The 24,077-nt window shown below is 62.6% G+C and carries 21 protein-coding genes and 1 tRNA gene; 9 read left to right on the top strand and 13 right to left on the bottom strand.

Annotated features, from left to right (window positions below):
• Window positions 1-8: 8 nt before the first annotated feature.
• Entirely contained in the window at window positions 9-710 is a 702-nt protein-coding gene (locus KF857_06280) for a hypothetical protein (protein MBX3111599.1), read from the bottom strand.
• A 103-nt stretch (window positions 711-813) separates the two neighbouring features.
• Window positions 814-1,797 carry a sugar phosphate isomerase/epimerase gene (locus KF857_06275; protein MBX3111598.1) on the bottom strand — a complete coding sequence of 328 codons (984 nt, stop codon included), beginning with the start codon at window positions 1,795-1,797 and terminating at the stop codon, window positions 814-816.
• Between the two features lie 97 nt (window positions 1,798-1,894).
• Here KF857_06275 and KF857_06270 point away from each other — a divergent pair, with 97 nt between their 5' ends.
• Both KF857_06270 and KF857_06265 read left to right on the top strand, forming a co-directional pair.
• Window positions 1,895-3,166: a serine hydroxymethyltransferase gene (locus KF857_06270; GenBank protein MBX3111597.1), complete on the top strand. Its 1,272-nt coding sequence runs from the start codon at window positions 1,895-1,897 to the stop codon at window positions 3,164-3,166.
• 120 nt (window positions 3,167-3,286) lie between these two features.
• Window positions 3,287-3,442, top strand: a complete 156-nt coding sequence (locus KF857_06265; GenBank protein ID MBX3111596.1) for a hypothetical protein — start codon at window positions 3,287-3,289, stop codon at window positions 3,440-3,442.
• Window positions 3,443-3,450: 8 nt separating this feature from the next.
• Here KF857_06265 and KF857_06260 read toward each other — a convergent pair whose 3' ends face one another.
• From KF857_06260 to KF857_06250, 3 genes are all read right to left on the bottom strand, one after another.
• Window positions 3,451-4,347 carry a hypothetical protein gene (locus KF857_06260; GenBank protein ID MBX3111595.1) on the bottom strand — a complete coding sequence of 299 codons (897 nt, stop codon included), beginning with the start codon at window positions 4,345-4,347 and terminating at the stop codon, window positions 3,451-3,453.
• A 68-nt stretch (window positions 4,348-4,415) separates the two neighbouring features.
• Complete coding sequence (locus KF857_06255) at window positions 4,416-7,712, bottom strand: PD40 domain-containing protein (protein ID MBX3111594.1); 3,297 nt, start codon at window positions 7,710-7,712, stop codon at window positions 4,416-4,418.
• 86 nt (window positions 7,713-7,798) lie between these two features.
• Window positions 7,799-8,812 carry a L,D-transpeptidase gene (locus KF857_06250; GenBank protein MBX3111593.1) on the bottom strand — a complete coding sequence of 338 codons (1,014 nt, stop codon included), beginning with the start codon at window positions 8,810-8,812 and terminating at the stop codon, window positions 7,799-7,801.
• A gap of 85 nt (window positions 8,813-8,897) precedes the next feature.
• Here KF857_06250 and KF857_06245 point away from each other — a divergent pair, with 85 nt between their 5' ends.
• Together KF857_06245 and KF857_06240 are read left to right on the top strand one after the other, a co-directional pair.
• A complete protein-coding gene (locus tag KF857_06245) occupies window positions 8,898-9,626 on the top strand; it encodes a polysaccharide deacetylase family protein (GenBank protein MBX3111592.1) in 729 nt (242 codons plus the stop codon).
• Entirely contained in the window at window positions 9,584-10,699 is a 1,116-nt protein-coding gene (locus KF857_06240) for a glycosyltransferase family 4 protein (GenBank protein MBX3111591.1), read from the top strand. The genes KF857_06245 and KF857_06240 overlap by 43 nt, the downstream gene beginning before the upstream one ends.
• Before the next feature lie 94 nt (window positions 10,700-10,793).
• Here the strand turns inward: KF857_06240 and KF857_06235 are convergent, their stop codons facing one another.
• From KF857_06235 to KF857_06220, 4 genes are all read right to left on the bottom strand, one after another.
• Complete coding sequence (locus KF857_06235) at window positions 10,794-11,222, bottom strand: hypothetical protein (protein MBX3111590.1); 429 nt, start codon at window positions 11,220-11,222, stop codon at window positions 10,794-10,796.
• Window positions 11,219-12,145: a hypothetical protein gene (locus KF857_06230; GenBank protein MBX3111589.1), complete on the bottom strand. Its 927-nt coding sequence runs from the start codon at window positions 12,143-12,145 to the stop codon at window positions 11,219-11,221. The genes KF857_06235 and KF857_06230 overlap by 4 nt, the downstream gene beginning before the upstream one ends.
• A 74-nt stretch (window positions 12,146-12,219) precedes the next feature.
• A complete protein-coding gene (locus tag KF857_06225) occupies window positions 12,220-12,561 on the bottom strand; it encodes a hypothetical protein (GenBank protein MBX3111588.1) in 342 nt (113 codons plus the stop codon).
• 897 nt (window positions 12,562-13,458) lie between these two features.
• A tRNA-Thr gene (locus KF857_06220) sits at window positions 13,459-13,533 on the bottom strand.
• 199 nt (window positions 13,534-13,732) lie between these two features.
• Between KF857_06220 and hppD the strand changes: the two genes are divergently transcribed.
• Window positions 13,733-14,821 (top strand): 4-hydroxyphenylpyruvate dioxygenase, encoded by a 1,089-nt coding sequence (gene hppD, locus KF857_06215; protein MBX3111587.1) that lies wholly within the window; start codon window positions 13,733-13,735, stop codon window positions 14,819-14,821.
• Between the two features lie 240 nt (window positions 14,822-15,061).
• Here hppD and KF857_06210 read toward each other — a convergent pair whose 3' ends face one another.
• The 3 genes from KF857_06210 to KF857_06200 all read right to left on the bottom strand — a co-directional run bounded on the left by KF857_06210 (window position 15,062) and on the right by KF857_06200 (window position 17,677).
• A complete protein-coding gene (locus KF857_06210) occupies window positions 15,062-15,706 on the bottom strand; it encodes a PEP-CTERM sorting domain-containing protein (GenBank protein ID MBX3111586.1) in 645 nt (214 codons plus the stop codon).
• 94 nt (window positions 15,707-15,800) lie between these two features.
• Entirely contained in the window at window positions 15,801-16,781 is a 981-nt protein-coding gene (locus tag KF857_06205) for a Gfo/Idh/MocA family oxidoreductase (protein ID MBX3111585.1), read from the bottom strand.
• Window positions 16,778-17,677, bottom strand: a complete 900-nt coding sequence (locus KF857_06200) for a DMT family transporter (protein MBX3111584.1) — start codon at window positions 17,675-17,677, stop codon at window positions 16,778-16,780. The genes KF857_06205 and KF857_06200 overlap by 4 nt, the downstream gene beginning before the upstream one ends.
• Window positions 17,678-17,709: 32 nt before the next feature.
• Here KF857_06200 and KF857_06195 point away from each other — a divergent pair, with 32 nt between their 5' ends.
• Genes KF857_06195 through KF857_06185 form a run of 3 tightly spaced genes read left to right on the top strand, consistent with a single transcriptional unit; the run spans window position 17,710 to window position 20,495 of the window.
• Window positions 17,710-19,617, top strand: a complete 1,908-nt coding sequence (locus tag KF857_06195; GenBank protein MBX3111583.1) for an ATP-binding cassette domain-containing protein — start codon at window positions 17,710-17,712, stop codon at window positions 19,615-19,617.
• Between the two features lie 27 nt (window positions 19,618-19,644).
• Entirely contained in the window at window positions 19,645-20,043 is a 399-nt protein-coding gene (locus KF857_06190) for a helix-turn-helix transcriptional regulator (GenBank protein ID MBX3111582.1), read from the top strand.
• Window positions 20,044-20,078: 35 nt separating this feature from the next.
• The gene (locus tag KF857_06185; GenBank protein ID MBX3111581.1) at window positions 20,079-20,495 is read left to right on the top strand and encodes a VOC family protein; all 417 of its coding nucleotides are present in this window, start codon (window positions 20,079-20,081) and stop codon (window positions 20,493-20,495) included.
• 19 nt (window positions 20,496-20,514) lie between these two features.
• On the opposite strand, the gene KF857_06180 is transcribed toward KF857_06185, so the two are convergent.
• Window positions 20,515-22,989 (bottom strand): phospholipase C, phosphocholine-specific, encoded by a 2,475-nt coding sequence (locus tag KF857_06180; GenBank protein ID MBX3111580.1) that lies wholly within the window; start codon window positions 22,987-22,989, stop codon window positions 20,515-20,517.
• A gap of 71 nt (window positions 22,990-23,060) precedes the next feature.
• Here KF857_06180 and KF857_06175 point away from each other — a divergent pair.
• Window positions 23,061-24,077 (top strand): alkaline phosphatase family protein (locus tag KF857_06175; GenBank protein MBX3111579.1); only part of this gene is annotated, 1,017 nt, incomplete at its 3' end.

Below are 24,077 nucleotides of genomic sequence, written 5' to 3'. Positions count from 1 at the left end.
CTGCCGGGTCAGGTGCCGCCGGGGCCCTTCTCTCGAGTGAATCCCTTCAATTGGTCGGTCGGCAGCTTGCCGATCCCGACCGGCGTCGCCGCCTTGAAGTCGGCGCCCTGCAGGGTGCCCCGGACACTGATCGTGACCACACCGTCCTGTAGCGAAGAGATGTCAAACCGGCGGACAACCCAGTCACCCTTTGCAAACCACTGGTCCACGCGCAACTCTCCACCGGTGACGACGTTCTTCGATGAGGCGCTGACCTTGGTCATGACCTCACCGTCCACCTTGTCGTCGACGATCCTGTTTACCACGGGCACGGGCTCGGCGTTGAGGCGCATACCCTCCTCGCCGACGACGAAATTGACCTGGCCGTTCTCGACCGCTAAAGCCTTGAACGGCTTGGGCTTCAGTCCGTCCTCGACGGCTTGGCTCATGTACTTACGGTCGGTATAGGCGACGCGCCATGTCTCCTTGGCCGTCCACCCCATCTCCACGACCGCCTTCTCATTGACGGTGACGAGGACTTGACGGCCCGTGGGGCTGAAGACGTAGATGACTTCTTGGACGATTGCCGTACCGTTTGCGGGGACGGTGACAATCCGGTACCGGCCTTTGAACGACTTGAGGGCGGCAAAGGCGTCGTGCTTCCGCACCTCGATCTCGTTAAAGTCCAGCTTGGGCTGTTGAAATGCCAGTACGGCTATTGCCGCTATCATCGCGCGTCCACCTCTCTACTCAGACGTCCGACCAAGACAAAGGATTTACCCGATAGGACGGTGGTGGGCCGCGTCGCGTCCCCACCACCGCCACACGTGGGGATCAGTCGCGGGCCCAGAACATCGGCCCGGCCGACTCCGCGATGACCGACTCTTTCAACACGGCAAGGGCCTTGGTCAGACCTTCCATGCTCGACATGAGGCCGTCCTCGTGCTCGATGCTCAAGACGTAGTCGTAGCCGACCATGCGCAGGTTGCTGACGAAGTCCTTCCACCAGTCGGCCCCGTGCCCATAACCGACACTGCGGAACACCCACGACCGCTCCAGGATGTCGCCGTAGCTCTTTGTGTCCAGGTTGCCGTTGCGCGACGAGTTGTAGGGGTCGATCCGTGTGTCCTTGGCATGACAGTGGAACAGGGCGCCTTCTTCTCCCAGTTCACGGACAGCGGCGATCGGGTCGATACCCTGCCACCACAGGTGGCTGGGGTCGAAGTTCGCGCCGATCTGGTCACCGTTCTTGCCCACCCCGTGTCGGAGCCTCAGCAACGTGTCGTTGGAGTAGCAGACGAACCCTGGGTGCATCTCGATCGCAAACTTGACGTTGTGTTCCTTCAAGTAGGCGGCCTGTTCCCGCCAGTAGGGGATGACACGCCGCTTCCACTGCCAATCCAGGATGTCGCGGAACTCGTCGGGCCAGGCGCACGTGACCCAGTTCGGGTTCTTGGCCCGGGGGCCGTCACCGGGGCAACCGCTGAAACCGTTGACGACGGGGACGCCCAGCAGGCCGGCCAGCTTCACACCGTCGCGAAACGCGTTGTGGTGGTCTTCGGCGACGCTTTTGACCGGGTGGATGGGGTTGCCATGGACACTGAGCGCGCTCAGGACCATGCCTTTCTTGTCGATCTTCTTCAGTAGGGCGTCGCGGTCCGACTTGCTCGCGAGCAACTGGGGCACGTCAAGGTGCTGGCGGCCCGGGTACGCGCCGGCACCAAGTTCAACGGCCTGCAGGCCGAGCCCGGCCGCGATGTCGAGGGCTTCGTCAAGGCTCTTGTCGCCAAAAAGGGCAAGGAAAAGGCCGATCCTCATGTCGGTGTGATTATACGGGGACAGCCCGAGTACGGTCTGACATAGGGATAACGGACGATCCCCCCGCCCGGTCTCCGACAGGGCATACTCGAAGCACATGCCCAGCCTGTCTGACACCGTCCGACGTCACCGCGCCCCCCTCGCCGAGGTCGACCCTGAAGTCGCGGCCATCCTTGGCCGCGAGGTCGAGCGACAGGAGCACAACCTCGAACTGATCGCCAGCGAGAACATCGCGAGCACGGCGGTGCGCGAGGCCATGGCCAGCGTGCTGACCGACAAGTACGCCGAGGGGTATCCGGGCAAGCGGTACTACGGGGGATGCGACTTCGCCGACGAGGTCGAGCGGCTCGCCATTTCACGTGTCTGCGAACTCTATGGCTGCGAAGCCGCCAACGTCCAGCCGCACAGCGGGGCTAACGCGAACATGGCGGTGTACTTCACCTTCATGAAGCCTGGGGACACCCTCATGGCGATGAACCTCGCCCACGGCGGGCACCTGACCCACGGGTCGCCCGTGAACTTCAGCGGGCAGCTCTACACGGTGGTGCCCTACGGCGTGCGTGACGACAGCGAGATGATCGACTATGACGAGATGCGCCGGCTCGCCGTCGAACATCGGCCCAAGGTCATCGTCAGCGGCGCGACGGCCTACTCCCGCGAGTTTGATTTCGCCCGGATCCGGAGCATCGCCGACGAGGTCGGTGCCCTGCACATGTGCGACATGTCACATTACAGCGGCCTCATCGCGGGCGGGTGCTATCCGTCACCGTTCGGGCATGCCCAAGTCGTCACCTCGACGACCCACAAATCCATCCGCGGGCCCCGTGGGGGCATGGTCCTGGGTGACAAAGAGTTCATCACGAAGATCAACAAGACCGTCTTCCCCGGCCTCCAGGGTGGCCCGCTCATGCACGTGGTCGCGGCCAAGGCGGTCGCCTTCGCCGAGGCTCTCCGCCCCGAGTTCAAGGCTTACGCGAAACAGGTGGCCCTGAACGCCAAGGCCCTGTGTGCTGCGATGGTCGACCAAGGGTTCCGTGTCGTCAGCGGCGGGACTGACAGCCATATGATGCTGGTCGACCTCAGACCGTTCGGGGTCAACGGCAAGGTCGCCCAAGAAGCACTGGAACACGCCAACATCACGACGAACAAGAACTCGATCCCCAACGACCCCGAGTCGCCTTTCGTGACCTCCGGCGTCCGCCTCGGCACTCCTGCCGTCACCACCCGAGGGATGGGCGAGTCCGAAATGGCCGAGATCGCCCGGCTCATCGCCCAGGTGCTACGGGCCCCTGCCGACGAGGCCAACGTCCAGGATGCAAAGAGACAGGTCGTCGACCTGGCGTCTCGGTTCCCGATCCACACGTTCTGACCGGACGACACTTGTAAGGACCTTGATTCCTTTATGGGTCAAGGAGCGAACGCCACGGCGTCGGGTGCATTATCTGATGTAGCCGCCGACGGCCGACCGGCCGTGGCGCAGGAGATAGACATGAAAACTCTGTTCAAACTCGTCGCCGTAGCCCTCATTGCCGTCCCCGCCTTTGCCAGCGCGGCCATCCCGATGGAGTTGTCTTCTCCGCTGTTCGAGAAGTGCGGCATGTGCGGCGCCCCGCACTACAAGTGCTGCTGCGTCAGCCACAAGTAACCGGGCGGTCAGGCGCCGCCGTCGCCCGGCGGCGCCCACTCTTCCAAAGTTCCGTCTGCCAGCCCAGCGACAAAACCCGCGTCGTCCGCGACCACACAAAGGGGCCGGTGACGGGTGACTCTGCGCTCCACGAGACGGCCGTCGGTTGCGTTGTGGACGACGACGGCGTCGGAGTCGATCCAGGCCACAAAGTCGCCAGACGGCGTCACTGCCATCGCCGGATGGGCGACCGGGCCAGGTACCGACCACAAGACGTCCAGCGACTTGGTGTCCAAGGCCACGGTAGCATCGAGCCGGCGGGCGACAAAGAAGGGACGCTTGGGCACCGCGACGACCTTCACCCAGCGGCCCACCAGGGCGGCACGCTCCACCGGTGGCCAAACAGACGCGTCCCACGACCGGACTCCCTGCCCGTCCGCGCCAAAGAGAGTTTTGCTCTCAAGGTCAAACGACATGGACTGCGGCGCGGAGTGGTCATGCCAATGCCGTTTCTTGCGGCCCAACATCGTGAGCCGCTCGACACGCCCGGAAGCAAATGACACGACAAAGTCGCCGTCGGCCCCGATGCAGACTGTCAAGGGCAGGTCGGCCAACAGACCGAACTCCCAGCGTCTTCTCTGCCGCCATCGGGTCGCGCCATTTGAGGTGTCGACGCACATGACCCCGTGCGAGCCCACAACGACCAAGAGGCGGCCGTCCAAATCGAACTCCATGTCGGTGACCCGGGCCGCTTGGCTTGTCTTGCCGTCTCGGTCGAGGTCTTCTCGACACCAGACTTCCTGGCGGTCCGCATAGAGCCGGAGCCCTCCGTTCAAGTCCGCGGCGGCCAGAAGGCCGCCCTGGCCGGCCACGAGCATCCGCAGGCCCGCCCGGCCCGGCAACGCGGAAACGGCGGCTTGGACCATGTCACTCATTCTATGTCGGAAATCGGAAATGTGGCCCGTCGCACCTGCGGCGGGCCACCCGTCGTCCCCTACTCCCCGCCTTCGCGGGCCTTGCCTTGGCCGTCGTCGCTGACTTTCGACTTGTCGCGATAGGCCGGCTTGGTGAGCGGGATCGGTTTGTAGTCGCGCAGGGCCTTGTTGATCTCCTCGATCGCCCGGTCCAGCTGGCTGTCGCGGCCCTGCCGCCACAGGTACGGGTCAAGGTCGACGTCGATGTCGGGGTCGACACCCCATCCCTCGACCATCCACTTTCCGGTGTGGGGGTTGAAGAACGAGCAGTCCGGGGCGTTGACCTGCCCGCCGTCGGCGAGTTGGAACCCGAACGCCGCGATCAGGCCTCCCCATGTCCGCTTGCCGATGATCGGCCCGATCTTCCGATGGCGGAACAGCCAGGGGAACATGTCCCCGCCACTTCCCGACATCTCGTTGGCGAGGAGCACCTTCGGCCCGAAGATCGCGCCGCCCGGCGACGGCCACGGCTTGCCTGCCCGAGGGTAGTAGGCCGCGTCCAGTTTCTGGCCCAGCACGTCGACAAGGAAGTTGGCGATCAAGCCACCGTGGTTGAACCGTTCGTCAACCACCATGCCGTCCTTGTCAGTCTGAGCATAGAAGAAGCGGGTGAACTGCGACCAAGCGCCCGCCTGGGTGTCGGGAATGTGGACATAGCCCGCGCGGCCCCCGGTCTTCTCCAGCACGTAACGCCGGTTGTCCTCACGCCACGCCCACTGGCGCAGACCAGTCTCGCTGGCCGTCGGGACCACCGTGACGGTCCGGCTACCCGTCCCGTCCACGTTCGGCCCGATCTTCACCTGGACCTGCTTGCCCGCCTTGTTCTCCAGGGCGACATAGATGTCGGTTGCCTGGGTGAGTTCTTTGCCGTCGATGGCGAGGATGTACTCGCCGGCCTTGGCGTCGACACCGACCTTGGCCAACGGGCCCCGAAGGGTGCCGTTCCAATTCTCGCCGGTGTAGACCCGGGCGATCTTGTAGTGGCCGTTGTCAAACGTGTAGTCGGCGCCCAGCAGACCACCCGGGACGGGCGCGGGGCCGGCCGGCGAGTCACCGCCGCCCGGGAACATGTGCCCGACACTGACCTCGCCCATCATGTCGACAAAGAGGTAGTTCAGGTCTTCCCGCGACGTGAGGTTCGGCACAAAAGCGCTGTACTTCTTCGCCATCGCCTCGGTGTCGATGCCGTGGACTCCAGGGTCATAGAGTTGGACCTTCTCGTGGTACCACGCTTCGTGCACCATGTGCTCCCACTCCACCTTGGGGTCGATCTTGGCGGTCAGTCCGTCCAAGTTCACCGCACCCTGGCCCGGGGCGGCGGCTGGTGCGGCTGCCGGGACGATGGAGACACCGCCGGCCAGAAGCACAAGCTTGTTGCCGTCGGCCGAGACCTTGACTTGTTGGACACCTTGCGCGAACGGAGCCAACTTCCGGTCATGCATTGTGTACTTGAGGAGCGTCGGGGCACCGTCAAACGAGATGCCCGTGGCCCGTTTGGCCGGGACGAGCACGAAGAACGTCCCTGCCGGGCCGGAGACGATCCGGCTGACCCCTGTCAAGGTGCCGGGAAGGGCGACGATCCGGTCTTGGATGCCTTCCAGGTCGATGGTCGAGGTGCGCGCCTTTGGGGGAGCGCCCTGAGGTGCGGCGGCAGGCTTCTCACCACCCTCCTTGGGGGCTTCCTTCACTGGCTCCTCGTCGCTCTCGGGGGCCAGCGGGTCGCCACCGTCCTTGTCAAGCACCACCATGTAAAGCGACGCCGGGATGTTCGGCTGGTTGAGGCTGGTCAAGTCGAGCCAACTGGCCGCCTGACCGACCTGGGTCGACGCGGCGAAAAAGATGTACTTGCCCGACCGGTCAAAGGCAGGCTCGAAAGCGTCGGCCATGCCGTCGGTGACCTGGGTGACCTTGCCCGTGGCGACCTCATAGAGGAACACCGCGTGCAGGTGGTTGTCCAAGTCGCGGGCGTAGGTGATCCACGCCGAATCTGGCGACCAGGTCAGGTTAGTCGTGTACTGCGGGTCGTTGTAGGTGGTGTGGTCGATCTTGACGGTCTTGCCACTCTCCACCTCCGTGACCCACATGTTTTTGTTGTAGTCGAGGTACGCGATCCGCTTGCTGTCCGGCGACCAAGACAAGTTGCTGAACGTGCTGGTGAAGCCACCAAGCTTAAGCTTGCGGGTCTGCTCAGTCTGGACGTCGTAGAGTTCGAGTTCTTCGGTGATCTGCGGGTCGGTGATGTAGGCGATCGTCTTGCCGTCCGGCGACCAAGACCCCTCTCGCCGGTGGAGCCCCTGGGCCTCGTTCACGATACGCCAGTCGCCCTTGCTCGCCGGCACCGTGAAGATGTAGCCACGGGCGGAGACGACGAGCCGTTGGCCAGTCGGCGAGATGGAGACGTCGGAGATGTAGGGGGCGAGGTTCTTGAACTGAGGCCTCATCTCCGGAAAGTCGCCGCGGACATCAATGTCGACCTTGGTCGACTCCTTCTTTGCCGGGTCGTAAAGGTAGATGCCGCCGAGCTTTTCGTAGACGATCACGTCTGGGCCGGCACTCACGGCCTTGAGGTCGAATCCCTCGCCTTTCACTTCTTCCTGAGTCCGCCCGCTCGCCGGGTCATAGCTCATCAGGCCGACCGGGCCCTTGGCGTCAGAGAGGTAGTAGATCTTGTCGCCGAACCAAGCCGGGTTGTAAATGTTCTCGGTCTTCCGAGGCAACTTGGTGACCTTGCTGTCGCTGAGACGACCGAGCCAAATCGGATAGGCCTGACCGCCGCGGTAGCGCTTCCACGCCTCTTCCCACTTGATATTGGGCACATAGGCGATCTGCTTCCCGTCGGGCGAGATCGCACCCATCTGCCCGGCGGGGAACGGCAGTTGCGTCGGGAATCCGCCGCCGACCGGCACGGTGAACATCCGAGTGTAATCGGTGTTCGAATACATCGTGCTCGTGTACACGACAGACTTTCCGTCGGGAGTCCACCCCGAAACCACGTCGGGTGACGGATGGGCGGTCAACCGCTTCGGCGAACCGCCTTCGGACGGCATGACGTAGACATCGGCGTTGCCGTCGTACTGGCCGGTGAAGGCGATCCACTTGCCGTCGGGCGAAAAGAACGGGTGCGACTCCGTCCCCGTCGAAGACGTGAGACGGACGGCGACGCCGCCCGACCGCGGCACGCGCCAAAGGTCGCCAGAAAATGAAAACACGATGTCGGTGGCGTTCACAGTCGGCTCCCGCATCAAGAGCGGGCCGCTGTCCAATGCGAACGCCGGCGCTGCGACAAGCAGCAAAGCCACGGGCGATATCAGGCGCATATGAGGCATCCTAGCCCTAATACAGGCCAACATGCAACATGCGTTTTCAGAATCGCAAAAATTAGGACCGACCGGAACTTAGTTCGTCAACGGCCGGTCTTTCCGCCGCCTCGCGTCGTGGGGATCGGCGGCCCGTAAACCGGCGCGGCGGGCTTGGGCTTCGCCGGGGCGGGCTTCGGTTTGCGGACGCCGTAGGCCGAACCCGACCGGACGTTCTTGACGTGCCCGGGCGTGGCCAGTTCTTCTTCCCCGCCTGGCTCCAACTTGATCAGCTCCTGGGCGGCTTCGGTCCAATCCTTCAGGATCCGGACCGACACGCCTTGGTCCACCCAATTGAAAAAGAACCGGGCCGCGTTCTCGGGCCTCAGCGGCATGCGGATGCAGCCGTGGGACGCCGGATTGTGCGGGACGCTGGTGTACCCGTGGACAAAAATGTCCCCGACCACCTGCACCGCGAACGGCATCTCCGCGTTGTTGTAGAGCGTCGAGAGTTTCATCGCGTACTTGCCGCCCGTCTTGAAACTACCAAGTGGTGAGTCGTGGCCGGGTTTTCCCGTGCTGACGTTGGTCTTCATGATCAGCCGGCTTCCCTGCCAGGCCCGCAAGGTCTGCCGAGAGACGCTCACCTCGACCGCCTTGGGCGGGACGACGACCGGTAAGGAGCCTGCCTCGTCGCTCACCCGTGCGACCCCGTCCACCCCCTCTGCGTAGACGATGCCGTATTTCTCTAGCTCGGCGGTGTCGATGAGTGACGTGCCGTCGTACAGTTGGCGCAGCTTGGAACGGTCGACCTCGACGCCGCCCATCGTGGTGTACTTCGTCGCGTCGTCGTAACTAAGCGGACGGTTGAAGAAATTGGCGACCTCGTGGAGGTCCAGATAGACCTTGCCCTTTTTGTCGGCGAAAGTGACCGCCTCAAACTTTTCAAGCGGCTTAGGGGTGACCTCGACTTTCGGCTTTTCCGTAAGCGGCTTCTCTGGCGTCGACTGGGCCGGGTCTTGGGTTTTGCCCGGATCCTGTGCTTGACCGGTTTCTTGTCCCCAAACGACCGCGCCAATCGCGCAGACCCCAAACACTAAACAAGCCTGTAAGAGCTTCACAGACATATATTATGGAGACGCACGGGCCGGGCCTTTCGTGAAAAGGGCCCCGGGACCCAGGTATGAAGCGGCTTCGGCCATCCAAATGCCTCGCGTCCCCATCCTGATGTATCACCGGATCGCCCCCCTCCCGGCGGGGACGACCGTCCCGAACCACTACGTCCACCCGGCGCGGTTCCGCCGCCATGTCACCGCGCTAGCCAAAACAGGACACACGGCGGTCAGCACCGCCCAGGTGTTGGCCGCGTTCAACGGCGGCCCCGGCCTGCCTGCCAAGCCGGTCGTCTTCACCTTCGACGACGGCTACGCCCACTGGGCGCAAGATGTCGTCCCTGTCCTTGCCGCCCAGGGTTGGCCCGGCACCCTGTTCATCGTGTCCGGCCTGCTCGGCGGCCACAACGATTGGGACAACCGGAACGGCGACGTGCGTGAGCCGCTTATGTCGGCCGCAGAGGTCGTCGCCGCCGACCGGGCGGGGATGGAGATCGGGGGGCACTCGGTGACCCATGCCCGGCTCCCAAATCTCAATGACGACGACTTACGGTCAGAACTGACGCGATGCCGGGAGACCCTAGAGGCACTGGTCGGACACGAGGTCCGGTCATTTTGCTATCCTTACGGTGCTGTCGACCGTAGGGTGCGGGACGCGGCCGAGCAAGCCGGATACGTCTGCGCCACGACGGTGGCCAAAGGACTGAACGACAGCCAGACTGACAGGATGCTATGGCGCAGGATCAACGTCCGACGAGACACCAGCACGCCGGTCCTCTTTTGGAAGCTCATGCGCGAACGCCTTCGTTCGACGGCACGCTGAAAGTAGTCCAGGTCTGCTCCGCCCGCAACGCCACCTATGGCGCGGTGGCGAGCATGATGACGCTCTGCCATGAACTGGGCTTGCGCGGGCATGGCGTCTCGTTCGCGACCTTCAGGGGACGTGGCCTTGGTGACCATGTCCGGGCCCTGGGCTATCCCGTCCAGGAGTTCCCCGTCCGCCTTAAGGTCGACCCTTTCGCCATCGTGCGGATGGCGCGGTGGTTTCGGCAGGAACGGTTTGACATCGTCCATTGCCACCTGTCGACCTCAGCGACCAACGGTAGCCTGGCCGCCAAGCTGGCCCGGGTGCCCAGCGTCTCCACTGTCCATGGGCTGAGCGGAAAGCTGTCCTTTGTCGCCTCAGACCACCTTATCGCCGTCAGCGGCGAAGTCCGGCGGCACCTTGTCGCCCAAGGGCTCAGCGAGACCCGGATGTCGGTGGTGCACAACGGTATCCCGGTCGGGCCGATGCCGACCCCGGAGGTGAGGGCCGCGGCCCGGGCCGCCCTCGGGCTGAAGCCCGGCGTCCCCACCTTTGGCACGACCGCACGCCTGACCCCGCTCAAGGGGATCGACCAAGCCCTCCATGCCGCCCGTCGGGTCGTCGACGACATCCCTTCCGCCGTCTTCGTGGTCTTTGGTGACGGGTCGTCGAGGGCCGAATACGAAGACTTGGCCGCCTCGCTCAGGCTGCAGGACAACGTGTTGTTCGCTGGATACCGGCCCGACGTGCGCGACCTCTTGCCCGCGCTGGACGTTTTTGTGTTCCCGACACTGAAGGAGGCGATGGGAATCGCCTTGGTCGAGGCGATGGCGGCCGGAGTGCCCGTGGTCGCCAACGATGTCGGCGGCGTGCCCGAAGTCGTCCGCGAAGGCACGGGCTATTTGGTCGCACCGGGCGAGGCGGTCTCGATGGCCGACCGTACGGCCGAATTGCTCCGCCAGCCGGAGCTCCGTGCCGAGACCGGGCGTCAGGCCTACGGCCTGGTCGTCGACGAGTTCAGTTCGCCAAGGATGGCGGCAAAAACCGAAGGGGTCTACCACCAGATGCTCGCGACCCGTCGGGCTCATTGAGAAACAGTGGCCGGGTCGCTGCGCCTAGTGCGGCGCACTGGAGCCGATGACCGGATTCGAACTTGGGTCCCCTAAAAACACGAACTCCGGCACCCTATTTCAGTTGAAACAAGGTTATCACAGTCATCCCGGTTGGCTTTCCTCCATTTTCCAAGTCTCTGTCAGGAGCGACTAGCACTACCAAGGCCTTATCTCGCGCCACTTGAAATTCTTCTTGGTAACCGATATCGAGTTTCTTCATCCGCCACTTAGGCTTAAGTTCTCCCAAATCGCGAGCATAGGATTCAAATTTCTCTAATACTTTTCCTGCGTCATAAGGCGACCTCAGCACAACACAATCTGGTGCGCCGATTTCTAGCTTTGGATGGAACTGTAAGTCAACATCTCTAATGTTGGCCAAACTCCACTTATGCAAGACCTCGTCAAGATAAGCGTCCCGTCTTCCCCGGCAGCCGGACGGCACAAGAAAAAGAAGAAGAAGAAGAACGATGAAAGCCGCAACATGCAATAGCCCTCTTCTCATTCTGATTCACCAGCCATTCTGCAGCCTACATAGCACCGGCTAAATCCAATTCCACTCATTTTGCCTGCAATCCTTCTCTCCTCGCAGCACTCATAGCACCCCTGTAAGTCAGTACCGATGCCACATGTTTGCCAAGGATATATTGACCTATTTTGCTCTTCCTGAAGAAGAAACCCCACGGCACATCCACTTATGCACGCTCCAGGATCAATGCAACCCCACCCACCGAGCACCTTCTTTGCATCCTTGTTCCATTTGTCGTATTCTTCCAGACTCTTTTGAATCTCTGGATCAAGCCTAGACCGTAGCTCTTCTAGTGCTGCATCCTTGAATGCGTCAGGAAGATCGTCCGGCGTATATGACCTGCCACCAATCTTTACTTTGAGCTTCTCACTTAGAGTCTTCCACAACACTTTTGCAGGCGTCTGGAGCTTCAATGGTTCAAGGTCGACGTCATAAGAGTCACATTTGACCGATCCGCCAAAAAGTGCTGCTAGCCAGGATACAGTTTTCGCACCAGGCGTATCCGCTAACATCTTTAGGCCGCAACAGCCGATGCATGCGGACAACTTATCTATATTAAGTGACCGCTCGACAAAGTTGTTACGCGGCAAAATACCGACGATCCCGCCGAACATGAACCCGATCGCCGCGTTTAGCTGCTCTGGGGTCACAGCGTACGAACCGGCGTCCGGATCCCAGCCGTCTCCACCGTCAGTCAGCACTCCGGCGTACAGGCCCGTCGGCAAAGCGTCGTCGTCAGTAGGGGTGTAGAGCCCATCCTGCGCCCCAAACTGCCAAGGGATGACAGTAGTGCCCGTCCGAGAAAGCAAATCGCCCGCGACAGTGTAGGAGAAAGTGTCGGTGACCGTGCCGCCTTGGGACACTAGCTGGCTTGTCGAGCCGCCGCCGTCGCCTTGCACGGCCCAAGTCGATGAACCGCTGTTTTGCCCGGCCAACTGGCCAGGTCCGGAGTACAAGTACGACACAGTAGACATCAGCTGATTTCCTCTATCAAGTCATCACCGACGTATACTAAAGTCGTCAGTGAGCCTCCTGGTTGCGCCTGGGCTACGCGACGACCATCACCATTGTACACATAGGTCGTCCGAGCTCCGTCCGGCGCAATCGTCAACTGCGACTCACCAAGATCGTTGCATGTCAGAGTCGTTCTGAGAGCGCCGCCAACCTTGGAGGCAAGCTTTCCGCGAGCATCATAACTGTATGTTGTGTAGCCCGGGCCAACGGAGATCGTTGCCAGTCGCCCACACACGTCATACTGGAATGTGGACACTACAGCGCCCGAAATCGAGGTCACCTTCCTCCCGGCGCCATCCATAGGATAAGGTCGTAGGCTGCTGGCCGTAATGAAATTCGGTTAGTATCTTCGCCTCACCTCCATATGTTAGAGTCACGGGCTTGGAATCCACCAACCGCGAAGTGACATTACCCTCCGCGTCGAATGTACTAACATTTGTCTGTACATTCTGCACAACCGTACCCTTCATACCAAAATTAACATGGGTCACAGGTTTGCCTCTCAAATCGTAATTGGATCTCTCATGCGAGAAATTCACCCAGTCGGCGCCTATCGCCGTTGACATGCTCCGTTGTGTTCTCAGGCCATCAGGAGAATATACAACAGTGGAGAGCACATTACCATTGACGGCAGTCGTAACGCGATTTCTGAACCGCGATATAGCTGGTGATCCAAGGGCGTTCGACCTGGCCTCAATGCCGGTTGGAGAAGCCGTTCTTTGGCGACGAGGACAGAGCCCGGTCCACATCGAGGTCAACGCGCCGCTCATCGAGGATGTCGGGCACAGGTCGCCTGCCGCCCGTCGGCTACTCAGGCAAATCCACACCTTAACTCCGCCGTACGTGCCCTCGGAAGCTGCCCGTGACACGGGTTTTCAAAGCGACCGGCGTGACCGTGCCTGCAAGCCCGACCGCTCCTATCAAAGAGACCGCGCCGACGATGACAGCTTGGAGGGATGGTTGTGAAGCTGACCAGGCGCGACATCGCCCTGATCAGGGACCTCGCCCTTAGCCACGTGCTCTCTCGTGACCAGATTCTCGAGCGCTACTTCGGCTCAACCACTAGGGTGAACACTCGGCTCCGGGGGCTGATGAGTCTTGGGTTTGTCGAACGACTTGAAACTCTACATGATTCTCTACACGCACCCTCTCCAGACACAGAAAAGCTCCCCGCTGGGAGCTTTTTGAACCTAATTCCTGGAGCCGATGACCGGATTCGAACCGGTGACCTGCTGTTTACGAAACAGCTGCTCTACCACTGAGCTACATCGGCCTGCCCGGAGATTATGGGTCAGACGGCTCCGAGTCTGCAACGGACCCAGCCTGCCCGCCGCTTCCGTGGCGCAAGGACCAAGTCTAGACCAGGCCTTGACGACGTCATAATCTTAAGAGAGCTTTTCGTTGCCCGTAACGACCGTATTCAACCTCGCCCGCGAGGACGAAATTGGGGCGTGCAACAGCAGGACACAACGATGAGCACCGATAACTTCCCCATCCGAAAGGTCGACCACATCCGGCATTTCGTCAACAACGCCCGCCAGTCGGCCTTCTTTTACCAGCACACCTTCGGGTTCAGCATCGAGGCGTTCCGCGGCCTTGAGACCGGACACCGCGACCAGGTCGATTACATGCTCCGACAGAACGACCTCAAGTTGGTCTTCTCCGCGCCCCTCCGGCCTGGCCACCCGATGGCAGAGAAGATCGCCCGCCACGGCGACTTTGTGCAGAACATCGCCTTCGAAGTCGATGACGTGGACTGGTCGTTCAAAACGGCGGTCGCCCGCGGAGCGGAGGTGAGCATCGAGCCCGAGACCCTGGAAGACGATTTCGGCCGCGTCCGCCACGCCGCGATCAAGACCTACGGCGACACCGTGCACAGCTTCCTCAACCGCGACCATTACACCGGCCCCTTCTTGCCGGGCTTTCGCGCCGAAGACCAGCCGGGCGACCCCATCGGCCTCATCGAAGTCGACCACTGCGTCGGCAACGTCGAGCTGGGCAAGATGAACACCTGGGTCAAGTGGTACGAGGACGTCCTGGGGTTCAAAAACCTCATCAGCTTCGACGACAAGGACATTTCGACGGACTACACCTCACTTATGAGCAAAGTGATGTCGAACGGCAACGGCCGGGTCAAGTTTCCCATCAACGAGCCCGCTCCGGGCAAAAGGAAAAGCCAGATCGACGAGTATCTGGAGTTCTTTGGCGGGCCCGGTTGCCAGCACGTCGCGATGAGGACGGACGACATCGTCCACACCGTCTCGCGCCTTATGGCCCGGGGTGTCCAGTTCCTCGCTGTGCCGCGGTCCTACTACGACATGCTGCCCGACCGGGTCGGCAAAATCGACGAAGACATCGAAGAGCTTGCCCAACTGGGAATCCTCGTCGACCGCGACGACGAGGGGTACCTCCTCCAGATCTTCACCAAGCCAGTGACGGACCGACCGACCTTGTTCTATGAGATCATCCACCGCAAGGGCGCGACGAGCTTTGGCAAGGGCAACTTCAAGGCCCTGTTCGAGTCTATCGAACGCGAACAAGCGCTGCGCGGCACCCTCTGAAGGAGCCTTCGATATAGAAGTGGGCCGCCGCATCCCCCTCCCGGGAGGTGCGGCGGCCACTGAGGACTAGGGCAAGGAAGATAGTTCCACCGGGCAAACACCCGCCCCGTCATCATCCGACAAAATGGACCTGACGCCAAGGACTGAACCAAGAAACCCGCATTTATACGGGGGCCACAAGATTGCCGCCGCACCTCCCCTCGGGAGATACGGCGGCTCGGTGGGTCGGGTCGAGAAGGCTTAGGCTTTGCGGCGGGCTTTGCGCACAAGGCCGGCGACGCCGAGTCCGAGGACGGCCATCGAGGCCGGCTCAGGCACCGACTCGGTGACGACACGGAGCTGGTCCATTTCCGTACTCGTGTTCGCCTTGAACGTGATCGTCTTCATGTCCGGGCTGATGCTGAACCACTCGTTGGCGCTGAGCTCGTACTCGCGGGCGTTGTGGAGGGGGGCACCGGTCGGATACGTGGTTCCCGGGTTGCCGAGGACGGGGTCACTCGCGTTCAGATGGGCGCGGGTGGCGACCACGCCGAGGATCTTCTCGTCGAAGGTGAAGCTGCCTTCATACGTCTTGACCGGATTCTTGACCGGGTCGCTGTGCAGGAAGTAGCTGTTCACCCAGGTGCCCGCGGCAATGGTGTTCGCACTCAGGTCGCCCGCACCGTTGTAGAGGCCGGACGCGACGGCGTCGACGTCCAAAGCGGCGCCGAGTTGGACGTTGGTCCGCTCGGAAAACACGATCGCTTGGGTGTTGCTCTCGGTCGCGTCGTCGAGGACACTCGCCGGGGCGGCGACGACGGTCGCGGCGCCCGTGACAGCGTTGATGCCCGCATGGGCAAAGCCGCCCAGGGCGGCAAGAGGGATCAGTAGCAGGGTTTTCTTCATTTGCACTCCAGCGATGGACTCGCCAGAGATGTGACGACACTTTTCGGGCCAGTGACGGCCCGGACAGAAGATCCTGTCAGCAATACCGTCGAAGTCAGGCGGATATACGGACCGTCTGCAGGGTCCTTGCGCTCTCGACGGCGGCAAGGGCCACTTTGAGGGCGGCGATCCCGTCGTCAATGCCGACTGGTGACGCGCCACCCGCCTTGACGGCGTCATGGAACGCCTTGAGTTGGCGGAAGTAGGGGTCCGCTCCCGGCCCGTGGGGAGCCTCGGCCCGGGCCCCGTCGGCCGTCGCCGTGCGGACGGTGGGATAGTTCCGCGAGTCGTACTCGATCACCCCTTCACTGCCGGCGACCTCCACGGTGGCACGTCCACCGGCCGGGTCCATCCAGGTGGCCTCCACGTGGGCGACAACCCCGCTCGCCAAATGCAACGTCGCCAAGGCGTAGTCTCCCCTGATGTCGGCACCCGCCACCGGCTTGCCCAGCGAGACAGACCGGGCGTAAACACTGTCCACCGGGCCCAGCGCCCAGATGATCCAGTCGAAATCGTGGATGGCAAGGTCGAGAAGCACACCGCCGGACCGGTTCGGGTCGCTGAACCAGCCGTCGTAATTGCGGGGCAGGCCGCCGCCCCGGCGGACCCGAACCGCCGCCGGCCTGCCGACGACGCCGCGCGCGATCGCGTGCTTGATGCTTTCGTGCTCGGGGAAGTAGCGCGCGACATGGCCGACACCGAGAGGAGCCCCGGAGGCCTTGGCCGCGGCGGCGATCCGACCAGCCTCTTCGAGAGACCGGGCCAAAGGTTTCTCGACCAGCGTCGCCTTTCCCTTGGACAAGGCCAGGCAGGCGACGTCCCCATGGAGGTCGGTCGGGACGCAGACGTCCACGATGTCGGCGTCGTCGACAAGGGCTTCAAGATCGGCGGCGGCACACGCGCCGTTGGCCCGGGCGAGGGCGTCGCGCTTGTCCTTGTCCAAGTCGTAGACCACGAGGGAAACCCCGTCCACCGCCGTCCAATGCCGGCAGTGGACGGCTCCCATCCCCCCCGCACCGACCACGCCGACTCTCATGGGGTCCATCTTACCGGCTTCGCCGTAGGCTGCCTCGTACTCAGCCAGACCCCGAAGAGCACCACGGCGACACCCACGACCTGAGTCCAGACCGGTGCCCGCCAATGGAACAAGGACTCGACCACGAGGGCGGTCGGCGGGACGAGGAACTGAGTGGTCCCGGCCCGTGACGGCCCGAGGTCCTCGATGGCCTTGTAGTAGGCCACGTACGCCGAGGAGCCGGCGACGAGCACCAGGTACGCCATGCAGGCCCAACCCACCGCTCCGACATGCGCCCAGTCGACCCTCAGCACGGCGGCGCCACCATAGGGGAGTAGAGCAAGTCCCGCGGCGGGCAAGGACACCGTCATGACCTTGAGGGCGGGTTCCTCGCGCAGGATCGGCCGCAGATAGACGACGCTCACCGCCCAGATCACGGCAGAGAGCAGGCACAGCAGGGTGCCTTGCACCGTGCCCTGGACCGGTCCTGACTTGCTGATGACCAGCACCACCCCGCCAAACGCGACGAGCGGCCCATAGACCGCCGACCAACGGAAAGCCTCTTGCCTCAGGGCCATGGCAAACCAGGTGATCCAGATCGGCGCGGTCGCCAAGGCGATCGACCCTTGGGTGGCGCTGGTATGCGCCATTCCGGCGACAAACACCGCCATATAGACCCCGCTCGACAAGAAGCCCGCCAGCCACACACGCCACCGCAGCGCACGGTCCATCGAAAGGTCTTGCCTACCCAGCTTGGCGAGGACAAACATCCAGGGCACCATGCCCGTCCAGCGCAGGACGGCGACGGCCTCGGGGGTGAAGGACTTGTAGGACTCCCGGATGACGCTGAAGTTGACTCCCCAGGCGAGGACGACGAAGACCAGGGCGGGGTGGGGCCATCGTCGGGGCCAAGTCACCCGAGGATTCTAGCCCCAGTACACTTGAGCCCGTGGTCCTCACCGTCGGCAACGTCAGCAAGCTCTACGGCGTGGACATCGTCTTGGAAGGGGTCAGCCTGCGGGTCGACCGTCGGGAAAAGGTAGCCCTCGTCGGACGCAACGGCACGGGCAAGACGACGCTCGTCAAGATCATCGCCGGGCTCGAAGAGCCCGACTCCGGCACCGTTCTTGTCGCCCGGGGCGCCAAGGTCGGCTACCTGCGGCAGGAAGCCCAGGTCAACCCCAACACGACGCTATTGGAAGAAGCCCAGAGCGGCCAGCATGACAAGCGGGAGATGCAAGCCCGCCTCGCCGAACTTGACACCCGGCTTCAAGGCGACCCCAGTCCAGACGACCTTGAGGAGTACGCGCTCCTTCACGAACACTTCCTGGAGGCAGAAGGCTACTCGGTCGAGAGCGACGTCCGGGCCGTGCTCAAGCGCATGGGCTTCACGGAGGACGAGTTTGACCGGCCGACATCAGCATTGAGCGGGGGGGAACGGACCCGCCTGGCCCTCGCCCGGCTCCTCCTGGAAGAACCAGACCTCCTAATCCTCGACGAGCCGACCAACCACCTCGACCTCCAGGCGACCGAATGGCTCGAAGGTTGGGTACGTGGCTACCACGGCGCCGTCCTCCTCATCAGTCACGACCGGACGTTCCTGGAAAACACCGCCCAGCGCGTCGTCGAGCTCCGCGACCGCAAGCTGAAGTCCTATCCGGGCGACTTCCGACAATATCTCCGGCTCCGGGAAGAAGAAGACGCCCGGCTTGCCCGGCTCGCCGAGAAGCAGGCCGATCAAATCGCCAAGCTCGACGAGTATGTCCGTCGGTTCATGAACAGCCAGCGCACCGCCCAAGCCCGGGGGCGCCTCAAGCTCATGAACCGACTTGTCGCGACCAAGGTCGCCGCCCCCAAGGACGACAAGGGCATGAAGGCCGGGTTCAAAAAGACCGGCCGCAGCGGCGACAACGTCCTTGTCACCGAACGCCTCCAAGTCGGCTACCCTGGCCTGAGTCTGATCGACGGACTCGACTGGACGGTCCGGTACGGCGAGCGTTGGGGAGTCATCGGCGAGAACGGGGCCGGAAAGTCCTCCCTCGTCAAGACAATCTTCGGCCAGATCCCCTCACTCGGCGGCAAGTCAAGGGTCGGCTCTGGGGTCGAGCCCGGATTCTTCAGCCAAGACGCCGCCGAAGTCGACCCCGAAGTCTCACCTCTCGAGTTCATCGTCGACGAGACCAACTTGGAGGCGGCCAAAGCCAGGGACCTGCTCGGGCGGTTCCTCATCGGCGGTGACGACGTCTACCGGCCTGTCGGCACCCTCAGCGGGGGCGAGAAGAACAAACTCGTCCTTGCCCTGCTGACGTACCTGTCCCCCAACCTGCTTGTCTTGGACGAGCCCACCAACCACCTGGACATGGCGTCGCGTGACGCCCTGGCCCAGGTGCTCAAGGAGTACACCGGCACCCTGGTCTTGGTCTCCCACGACCGCTGGCTCCTTGGCCAAGTCACCGACCACATCCTTGACGTCCGCCGCAGCGGGCCTGTCCAGTACCCAGGCTCCTACAACGAGTACCGCGACTGGCAACGTCGGCAAGAGACGGGCACGCCGGTGCCGAAGGCGAAGGACGTCGAGGCGCCAGCTGAACCGGCCCTGTCTCCCCGCGAACTGAGCAAAGAGATCGGCCGCCTGACCAAGCTGGTAGAAGACCTCCTTGACCAGGTGTCGGCCAGCGAGAAGGAGTTGGAAGACGTCGAGTCCCAACTTGCTTCCCTGCCCGCCAACGCCGACATCCTCGCGCTCACCCGTCGGCACGGCCAAGTCCAAGAGGAGCTCGCGGGGCGCATGTCGGCCTGGGAAGAGCAGACCCGGCGGCTCGAAGCACTCGCCGCGTTGCAGGGCCCCCGGCCCTGATCTGGCTTCCCCTTGTACAATCGACTTGTGGCTGCCAGACTGGCCCGTGAAGTCCGTGACTTCTTGGCGGAGAACTATCGCCGTCCTGTCGAGTTGCGGCAGTTGCGCGACGAGTGGCACTATTCCGAAACGGCCATTCTCCGCCAATTTCGCCTTGCCTGGGGACTGACTCCGCGCGAGTTTGTCGAGGCCATGCGCCTGAACGAGGCTAGAAGGCTCCTCGCCCACACCGAGATGTCCGTCCAAGACGTGTGTCTCAGCGTGGGCTACGGCAGCGTCCCGAGTTTCACCCGGCTGTTTCGGAGCCGTTACGGTTCCACGCCCCTGGCCTACCGGGCCGCCCAGCAGCGCTTTTGGCTGGGGTGGAAGCCCGACGACCTGAGCCGCATCCCCGCCTGCTTTCTCCGATTTGGCAATTTTGGATAACCACGGGGCGGTAGACGAGGGCGATAATCGGGCCTATGATCACCCGCCTCTCGCACACACCGGTCTGGGTCACCGACATGGACCAAGCCTATGACTTCTATGTCAACAAACTTGGGTTCACCGTCAACACCGACGCCACCATGGACAACGGGTTCCGCTGGCTGACCGTCAGTCCATCGGGCCAACCTGACCTTGAGATCACGATCATGAAGATTGAGGCCGGTATGTCCCTCGACGAGGAGCAAGCGGCCGCGCTCAAGAAGTTGGTCGCGTCGGGAGCCATGGGCGCCGGGGTCTTCCACACTGACGACTGCCGCGCCACCTTCGCCGAGCTCAGCGCCAAGGGCGTCAAGTTCAAGAGCGAGCCTGAAGAACAGTTCTACGGCACGGAGGCCATCATGTCGGACCCCTTTGGAAACTGGTTCAGCCTGACCACCCCGAAGGAGCACTGAGCCAAACCGAGACCCGGCCTCATCCCATGGCCGGGTCCGTGACGCTCCATGCGCCCGTCTCGACCCGCCCGGCCAAGCGCCGAAGGAACGTGGCCGACCCACCCACCCTCACGCTGAGGTCGTACCACCCCTTGCTCTCGCTAGCGTCGACCCGGACCTTGACACTCTGACCGGCGTCAAGTCGCATGACTTTGGTTTGGGCTCCATAGGCGTTGTCGTGGACCTCGACCTGATGGCCTTGGGTGCCGCGGTTCCACAGGGCGAGTTCGACGGTCCGTGCCCCGTCGGGATAGGTGGCGGTCACCTGCACTTCCCCTTCGCCCATGTGCCCCCGGAACTCACGCATGAACCCGTTGGGGCCGTCCACGCGGACGTTGTAAAGCCCGTCGGCGAAATCGGTCAAGTTCCAAACGTCGAAGACCTCTGACCCGGGCTCGACCGCATAGGCCCGGAACTGCATGTCGTCCGTCCGCCGGTAAGAGTAGACGTTGAACGGTGACCCGGCGGAGCGCTTGCCGAAGCGCCGGTCGCCCACGCGGAACCGCACCTCGAGCCGGGATCCGTCCTTACTGAGGCCGCCGTCAACGTAGAGTTCGTAGGGCAACGGGCAGGAGCGCTTGGTGCCCGGCTCTTGGGAACCGGCATTGGGCACCTTCTTCCGGCCCGCCCTGATCTCGGCGGCGTCTTCGGCGCTGACGCTGTTGAAGCTCGTAGGCAGGCTCTTGAAGCGGGCGCGGTGGATGCTTTCGACAAAGGGGTCTCGTTCGACAAACGTCGGCAGGTCGATGTCCTGCCCGTCGTAACTTTGGAAGATGGAAGTCAGGTCCCCGCAGACCGCCCTTCTCCACGAGCTGATGTTCGACTCCCTGACCTTCTTTCCGGTCTTGTTGGTCAGGAAACTCTCAAGAAATTGCAAGACTGATGTGTGGTCGAAGACCTCGGAACACACGCAACCACCCCGGCTCCATGGTGAAGCGACGATCAAGGGCACTCGGTAGCCCAGGCCGATCGAACTCTCGCGCGGTTTGTAGCGGGGTCGGAACTTCAGGTCTTGTTCCTTGCTGACAAACTCCACCCGGGCGTCAATCCCCCCTGACACCTTGCCGCTCTCGGGCTTATAGGGGTTCGGGGCGACGAACGGCGGGACGTGGTCGTAGTAGCCGTCGTTCTCGTCGTAGGTCAAGATGAAGATCGTCTTCTTCCAAACCTCCGGGTTCTTCGTCAAGATATCGAGGACTTCAGAGACGTACCAGGCGCCAAACCATGCTGACGAGGGGTGGTCAGAAAAGCTTTGGGGACTGACCAACCAAGAGACCGTCGGGAGCCTGCCTTCATTGACGTCCTTGCGGAACTGGTGGAAGATGTCTCCGCCCGGGACCTTCATCGTCCGCTCCGTGCCGGCGTCGTCATAGGTAAGGGTCGTGAGCTCCCGAAACTTGGGGTCGCCGTCGTTACAAACGAAGGCCCGCTCGTGGAGACTCCGCTCCCGGTCAGAGAGTTTGCGCCAGTTCTCCTCCGTCCACTTCGCAAGGGCCGACTTAGTGGATTTCAGTTCGTTCTTGAGCTTGGTGAGCTTCGCCTCTTCATCTTTAGATCTGGTGGGCTTGGCTTCAAGGTCAGCGATCTCTCCCGGAATGGCTTTCTCCCTGGCAGCAAGGTGTCGCCGGTGACGCCGGGAGAACCGGACGTTGTATTTGGCGGCATACTCTAGGGGGTTGCAGCCAAAATTGGCAAGCCAATAGCCCTCTTCTCCGGTAAGGCCTGTACTGATGTCGATCTCGTTTTGATAGAACTTCCACGAGACACCCGCGTCTTCCAGCCGCTCGGGGAACGTCGGCCAATCGACCAAATGTCCGTGGTCCATCTCTTCGTTGTAGAGCCGGGCCTTTGCGTCCGGGTGCGGTGCCTCCCTTACCGTGCCGCTCCACAGATAAAACCGGTTAGCCGTCGTACCGGTCAGTGAGGAGCAGAAGTGTTGGTCGCAGACGGTGAACGCGTCGGCCAAGGCGTAGTAGAACGGGATGTCTTCACGGGTGTAGTGGCCAAGGGTCATCGGCTTCTTCGCATATCCCTTGTAACCCGACGGCTTGGCGATCAGCCACTTGTCATAGGCCCCGTCGTTCCGCGCGTCGACCTGGTTGCCCCACGTGTGGGGCAGACCGCCGATCCAGGTGACGTTGGTTTTCTTGATATCAAGCCGGAACGGGGCAAAGACCTCGCCGTCGACGTTGGTTTGCAGCCAGACAGGGTTACCGTTCGGCAGGACATGGGCGCGCGGGTCGTTGTAGCCACGGACGCCGCGGAGTGTCCCCAGACTGTGGTCGAACGACCGGTTTTCTTGCATCAAGATGACGATGTGTTCCGCGTCAAGGAACGTCGTCCCTGGGTCGGGGCTGATCGCCAGAGCCCGCTTGATCGAGTCCGGCATCGAGCGGAACGCCGCCGCCCCTGTCAACATCGCCGCTTTCTTGAGTAAGTCCCGTCTCGTTTCCATCGCCAAGCCTTCCCTGACCGTACCACGAACGCGTCCGCGCGATAACGTCAAGGTGCAGTAATCTGCCGCTCATGAGTGTCTGTATCGCCGCTCTCGCCTTGCTCCAACCCCTTGTCTTGCCGACAGACGCGCCGAAGCTCGTCGTCGTGATCTCTATCGACCAGGGCCGCGCCGACTACATCGACCGCTTTTCCGACATCTACCTGCCGCCGATGTCGGGGTCGACGATCGGCGGTATCCGGTGGCTGAGCGAGACCGGCGTCCGCTACACCGACGCCCACCACCACCACGTGCCGACCTTTACCGCCGTCGGGCACTCCGTCTTGACCACCGGGTCGGTCCCCGCCATCAACGGCATCGTCGGAAACCAGTGGTGGGACCGCGAGAAGGGCAAGGAGCACTACAGCACCGAAGACGACGCCTACCAAACCGTCGGCGGGACGATGACCGCCCAGACCGCCCGCCCCCTCAAGGTCACGACCGTTGGAGACGAGTTGGAGATGGCGACGAACGGACGCAGTAAGGTCGTGGGGATCTCCTTCAAGGACCGTGCCTCGATCCTCATGGCCGGCCATGCCGCGGACGAGGTCGTCTGGTTCGACTATGGGGTCGGCAACTTTGTCACCAGCACCTACTTTGCGCCGAGCCTCCCCGCTTGGGCGGACGAGTTCAACAAGAGCCGCGAGATCGACTCGTTCTTAGGCAAGGACTGGAAACCCACCCTTCCCGAGTCGGCGTTTGCCAACGCTCGGAACGCCCCCCACGAGAAGGGCCCGAAAATGTTCACTCACACTCACCCGACCGAGAAGTCGAAGAAGTACTACACCAGCGTCGTCGCGAGCGCCGACGGACAAAACGTCATCTTTGACTTGACGGAGAAGGCCGTCGTCGCCGACAAGCTCGGCCAACACGCCACACCGGACATGCTGGTCTTGAACCTCGCCTCGAACGACTACGTCGGTCACAGTTGGGGCCCGAACAGCCCCGAGGCCATGGAGATCTGGGCCGTCACCGACCGGCGTCTCTCCCGCCTCTTCAATTTGCTCGACAAGCAAGTCCCCGGCGGGATCGACAATGTCGCGATCGTG

The organism is Fimbriimonadaceae bacterium, assembly GCA_019638795.1.
GTDB lineage: Bacteria > Armatimonadota > Fimbriimonadia > Fimbriimonadales > Fimbriimonadaceae > JAHBTB01.
Note: the sequence above shows the minus strand (reverse complement) of the source record. Positions and strands in the feature narration are given on the sequence as shown.

What these genes read in the sequence shown, in the direction of transcription:
- KF857_06260 (MBX3111595.1), bottom strand. Translation starts at nt 4,347, where the DNA reads ATGGTCCAAGCCGCCGTTTCCGCGTTGCCGGGCCGGGCGGGCCTGCGG.
- KF857_06205 (MBX3111585.1), bottom strand. Translation starts at nt 16,781, where the DNA reads ATGAGAGTCGGCGTGGTCGGTGCGGGGGGGATGGGAGCCGTCCACTGC.
- KF857_06265 (MBX3111596.1), top strand. Translation starts at nt 3,287, where the DNA reads ATGAAAACTCTGTTCAAACTCGTCGCCGTAGCCCTCATTGCCGTCCCC.
- KF857_06245 (MBX3111592.1), top strand. Translation starts at nt 8,898, where the DNA reads ATGCCTCGCGTCCCCATCCTGATGTATCACCGGATCGCCCCCCTCCCG.
- KF857_06275 (MBX3111598.1), bottom strand. Translation starts at nt 1,797, where the DNA reads ATGAGGATCGGCCTTTTCCTTGCCCTTTTTGGCGACAAGAGCCTTGAC.
- KF857_06235 (MBX3111590.1), bottom strand. Translation starts at nt 11,222, where the DNA reads ATGAGAAGAGGGCTATTGCATGTTGCGGCTTTCATCGTTCTTCTTCTT.
- KF857_06210 (MBX3111586.1), bottom strand. Translation starts at nt 15,706, where the DNA reads ATGAAGAAAACCCTGCTACTGATCCCTCTTGCCGCCCTGGGCGGCTTT.
- KF857_06225 (MBX3111588.1), bottom strand. Translation starts at nt 12,561, where the DNA reads ATGGATGGCGCCGGGAGGAAGGTGACCTCGATTTCGGGCGCTGTAGTG.
- KF857_06180 (MBX3111580.1), bottom strand. Translation starts at nt 22,989, where the DNA reads ATGGAAACGAGACGGGACTTACTCAAGAAAGCGGCGATGTTGACAGGG.
- KF857_06270 (MBX3111597.1), top strand. Translation starts at nt 1,895, where the DNA reads ATGCCCAGCCTGTCTGACACCGTCCGACGTCACCGCGCCCCCCTCGCC.
- hppD (MBX3111587.1), top strand. Translation starts at nt 13,733, where the DNA reads ATGAGCACCGATAACTTCCCCATCCGAAAGGTCGACCACATCCGGCAT.
- KF857_06255 (MBX3111594.1), bottom strand. Translation starts at nt 7,712, where the DNA reads ATGCGCCTGATATCGCCCGTGGCTTTGCTGCTTGTCGCAGCGCCGGCG.
- KF857_06185 (MBX3111581.1), top strand. Translation starts at nt 20,079, where the DNA reads ATGATCACCCGCCTCTCGCACACACCGGTCTGGGTCACCGACATGGAC.
- KF857_06280 (MBX3111599.1), bottom strand. Translation starts at nt 710, where the DNA reads ATGATAGCGGCAATAGCCGTACTGGCATTTCAACAGCCCAAGCTGGAC.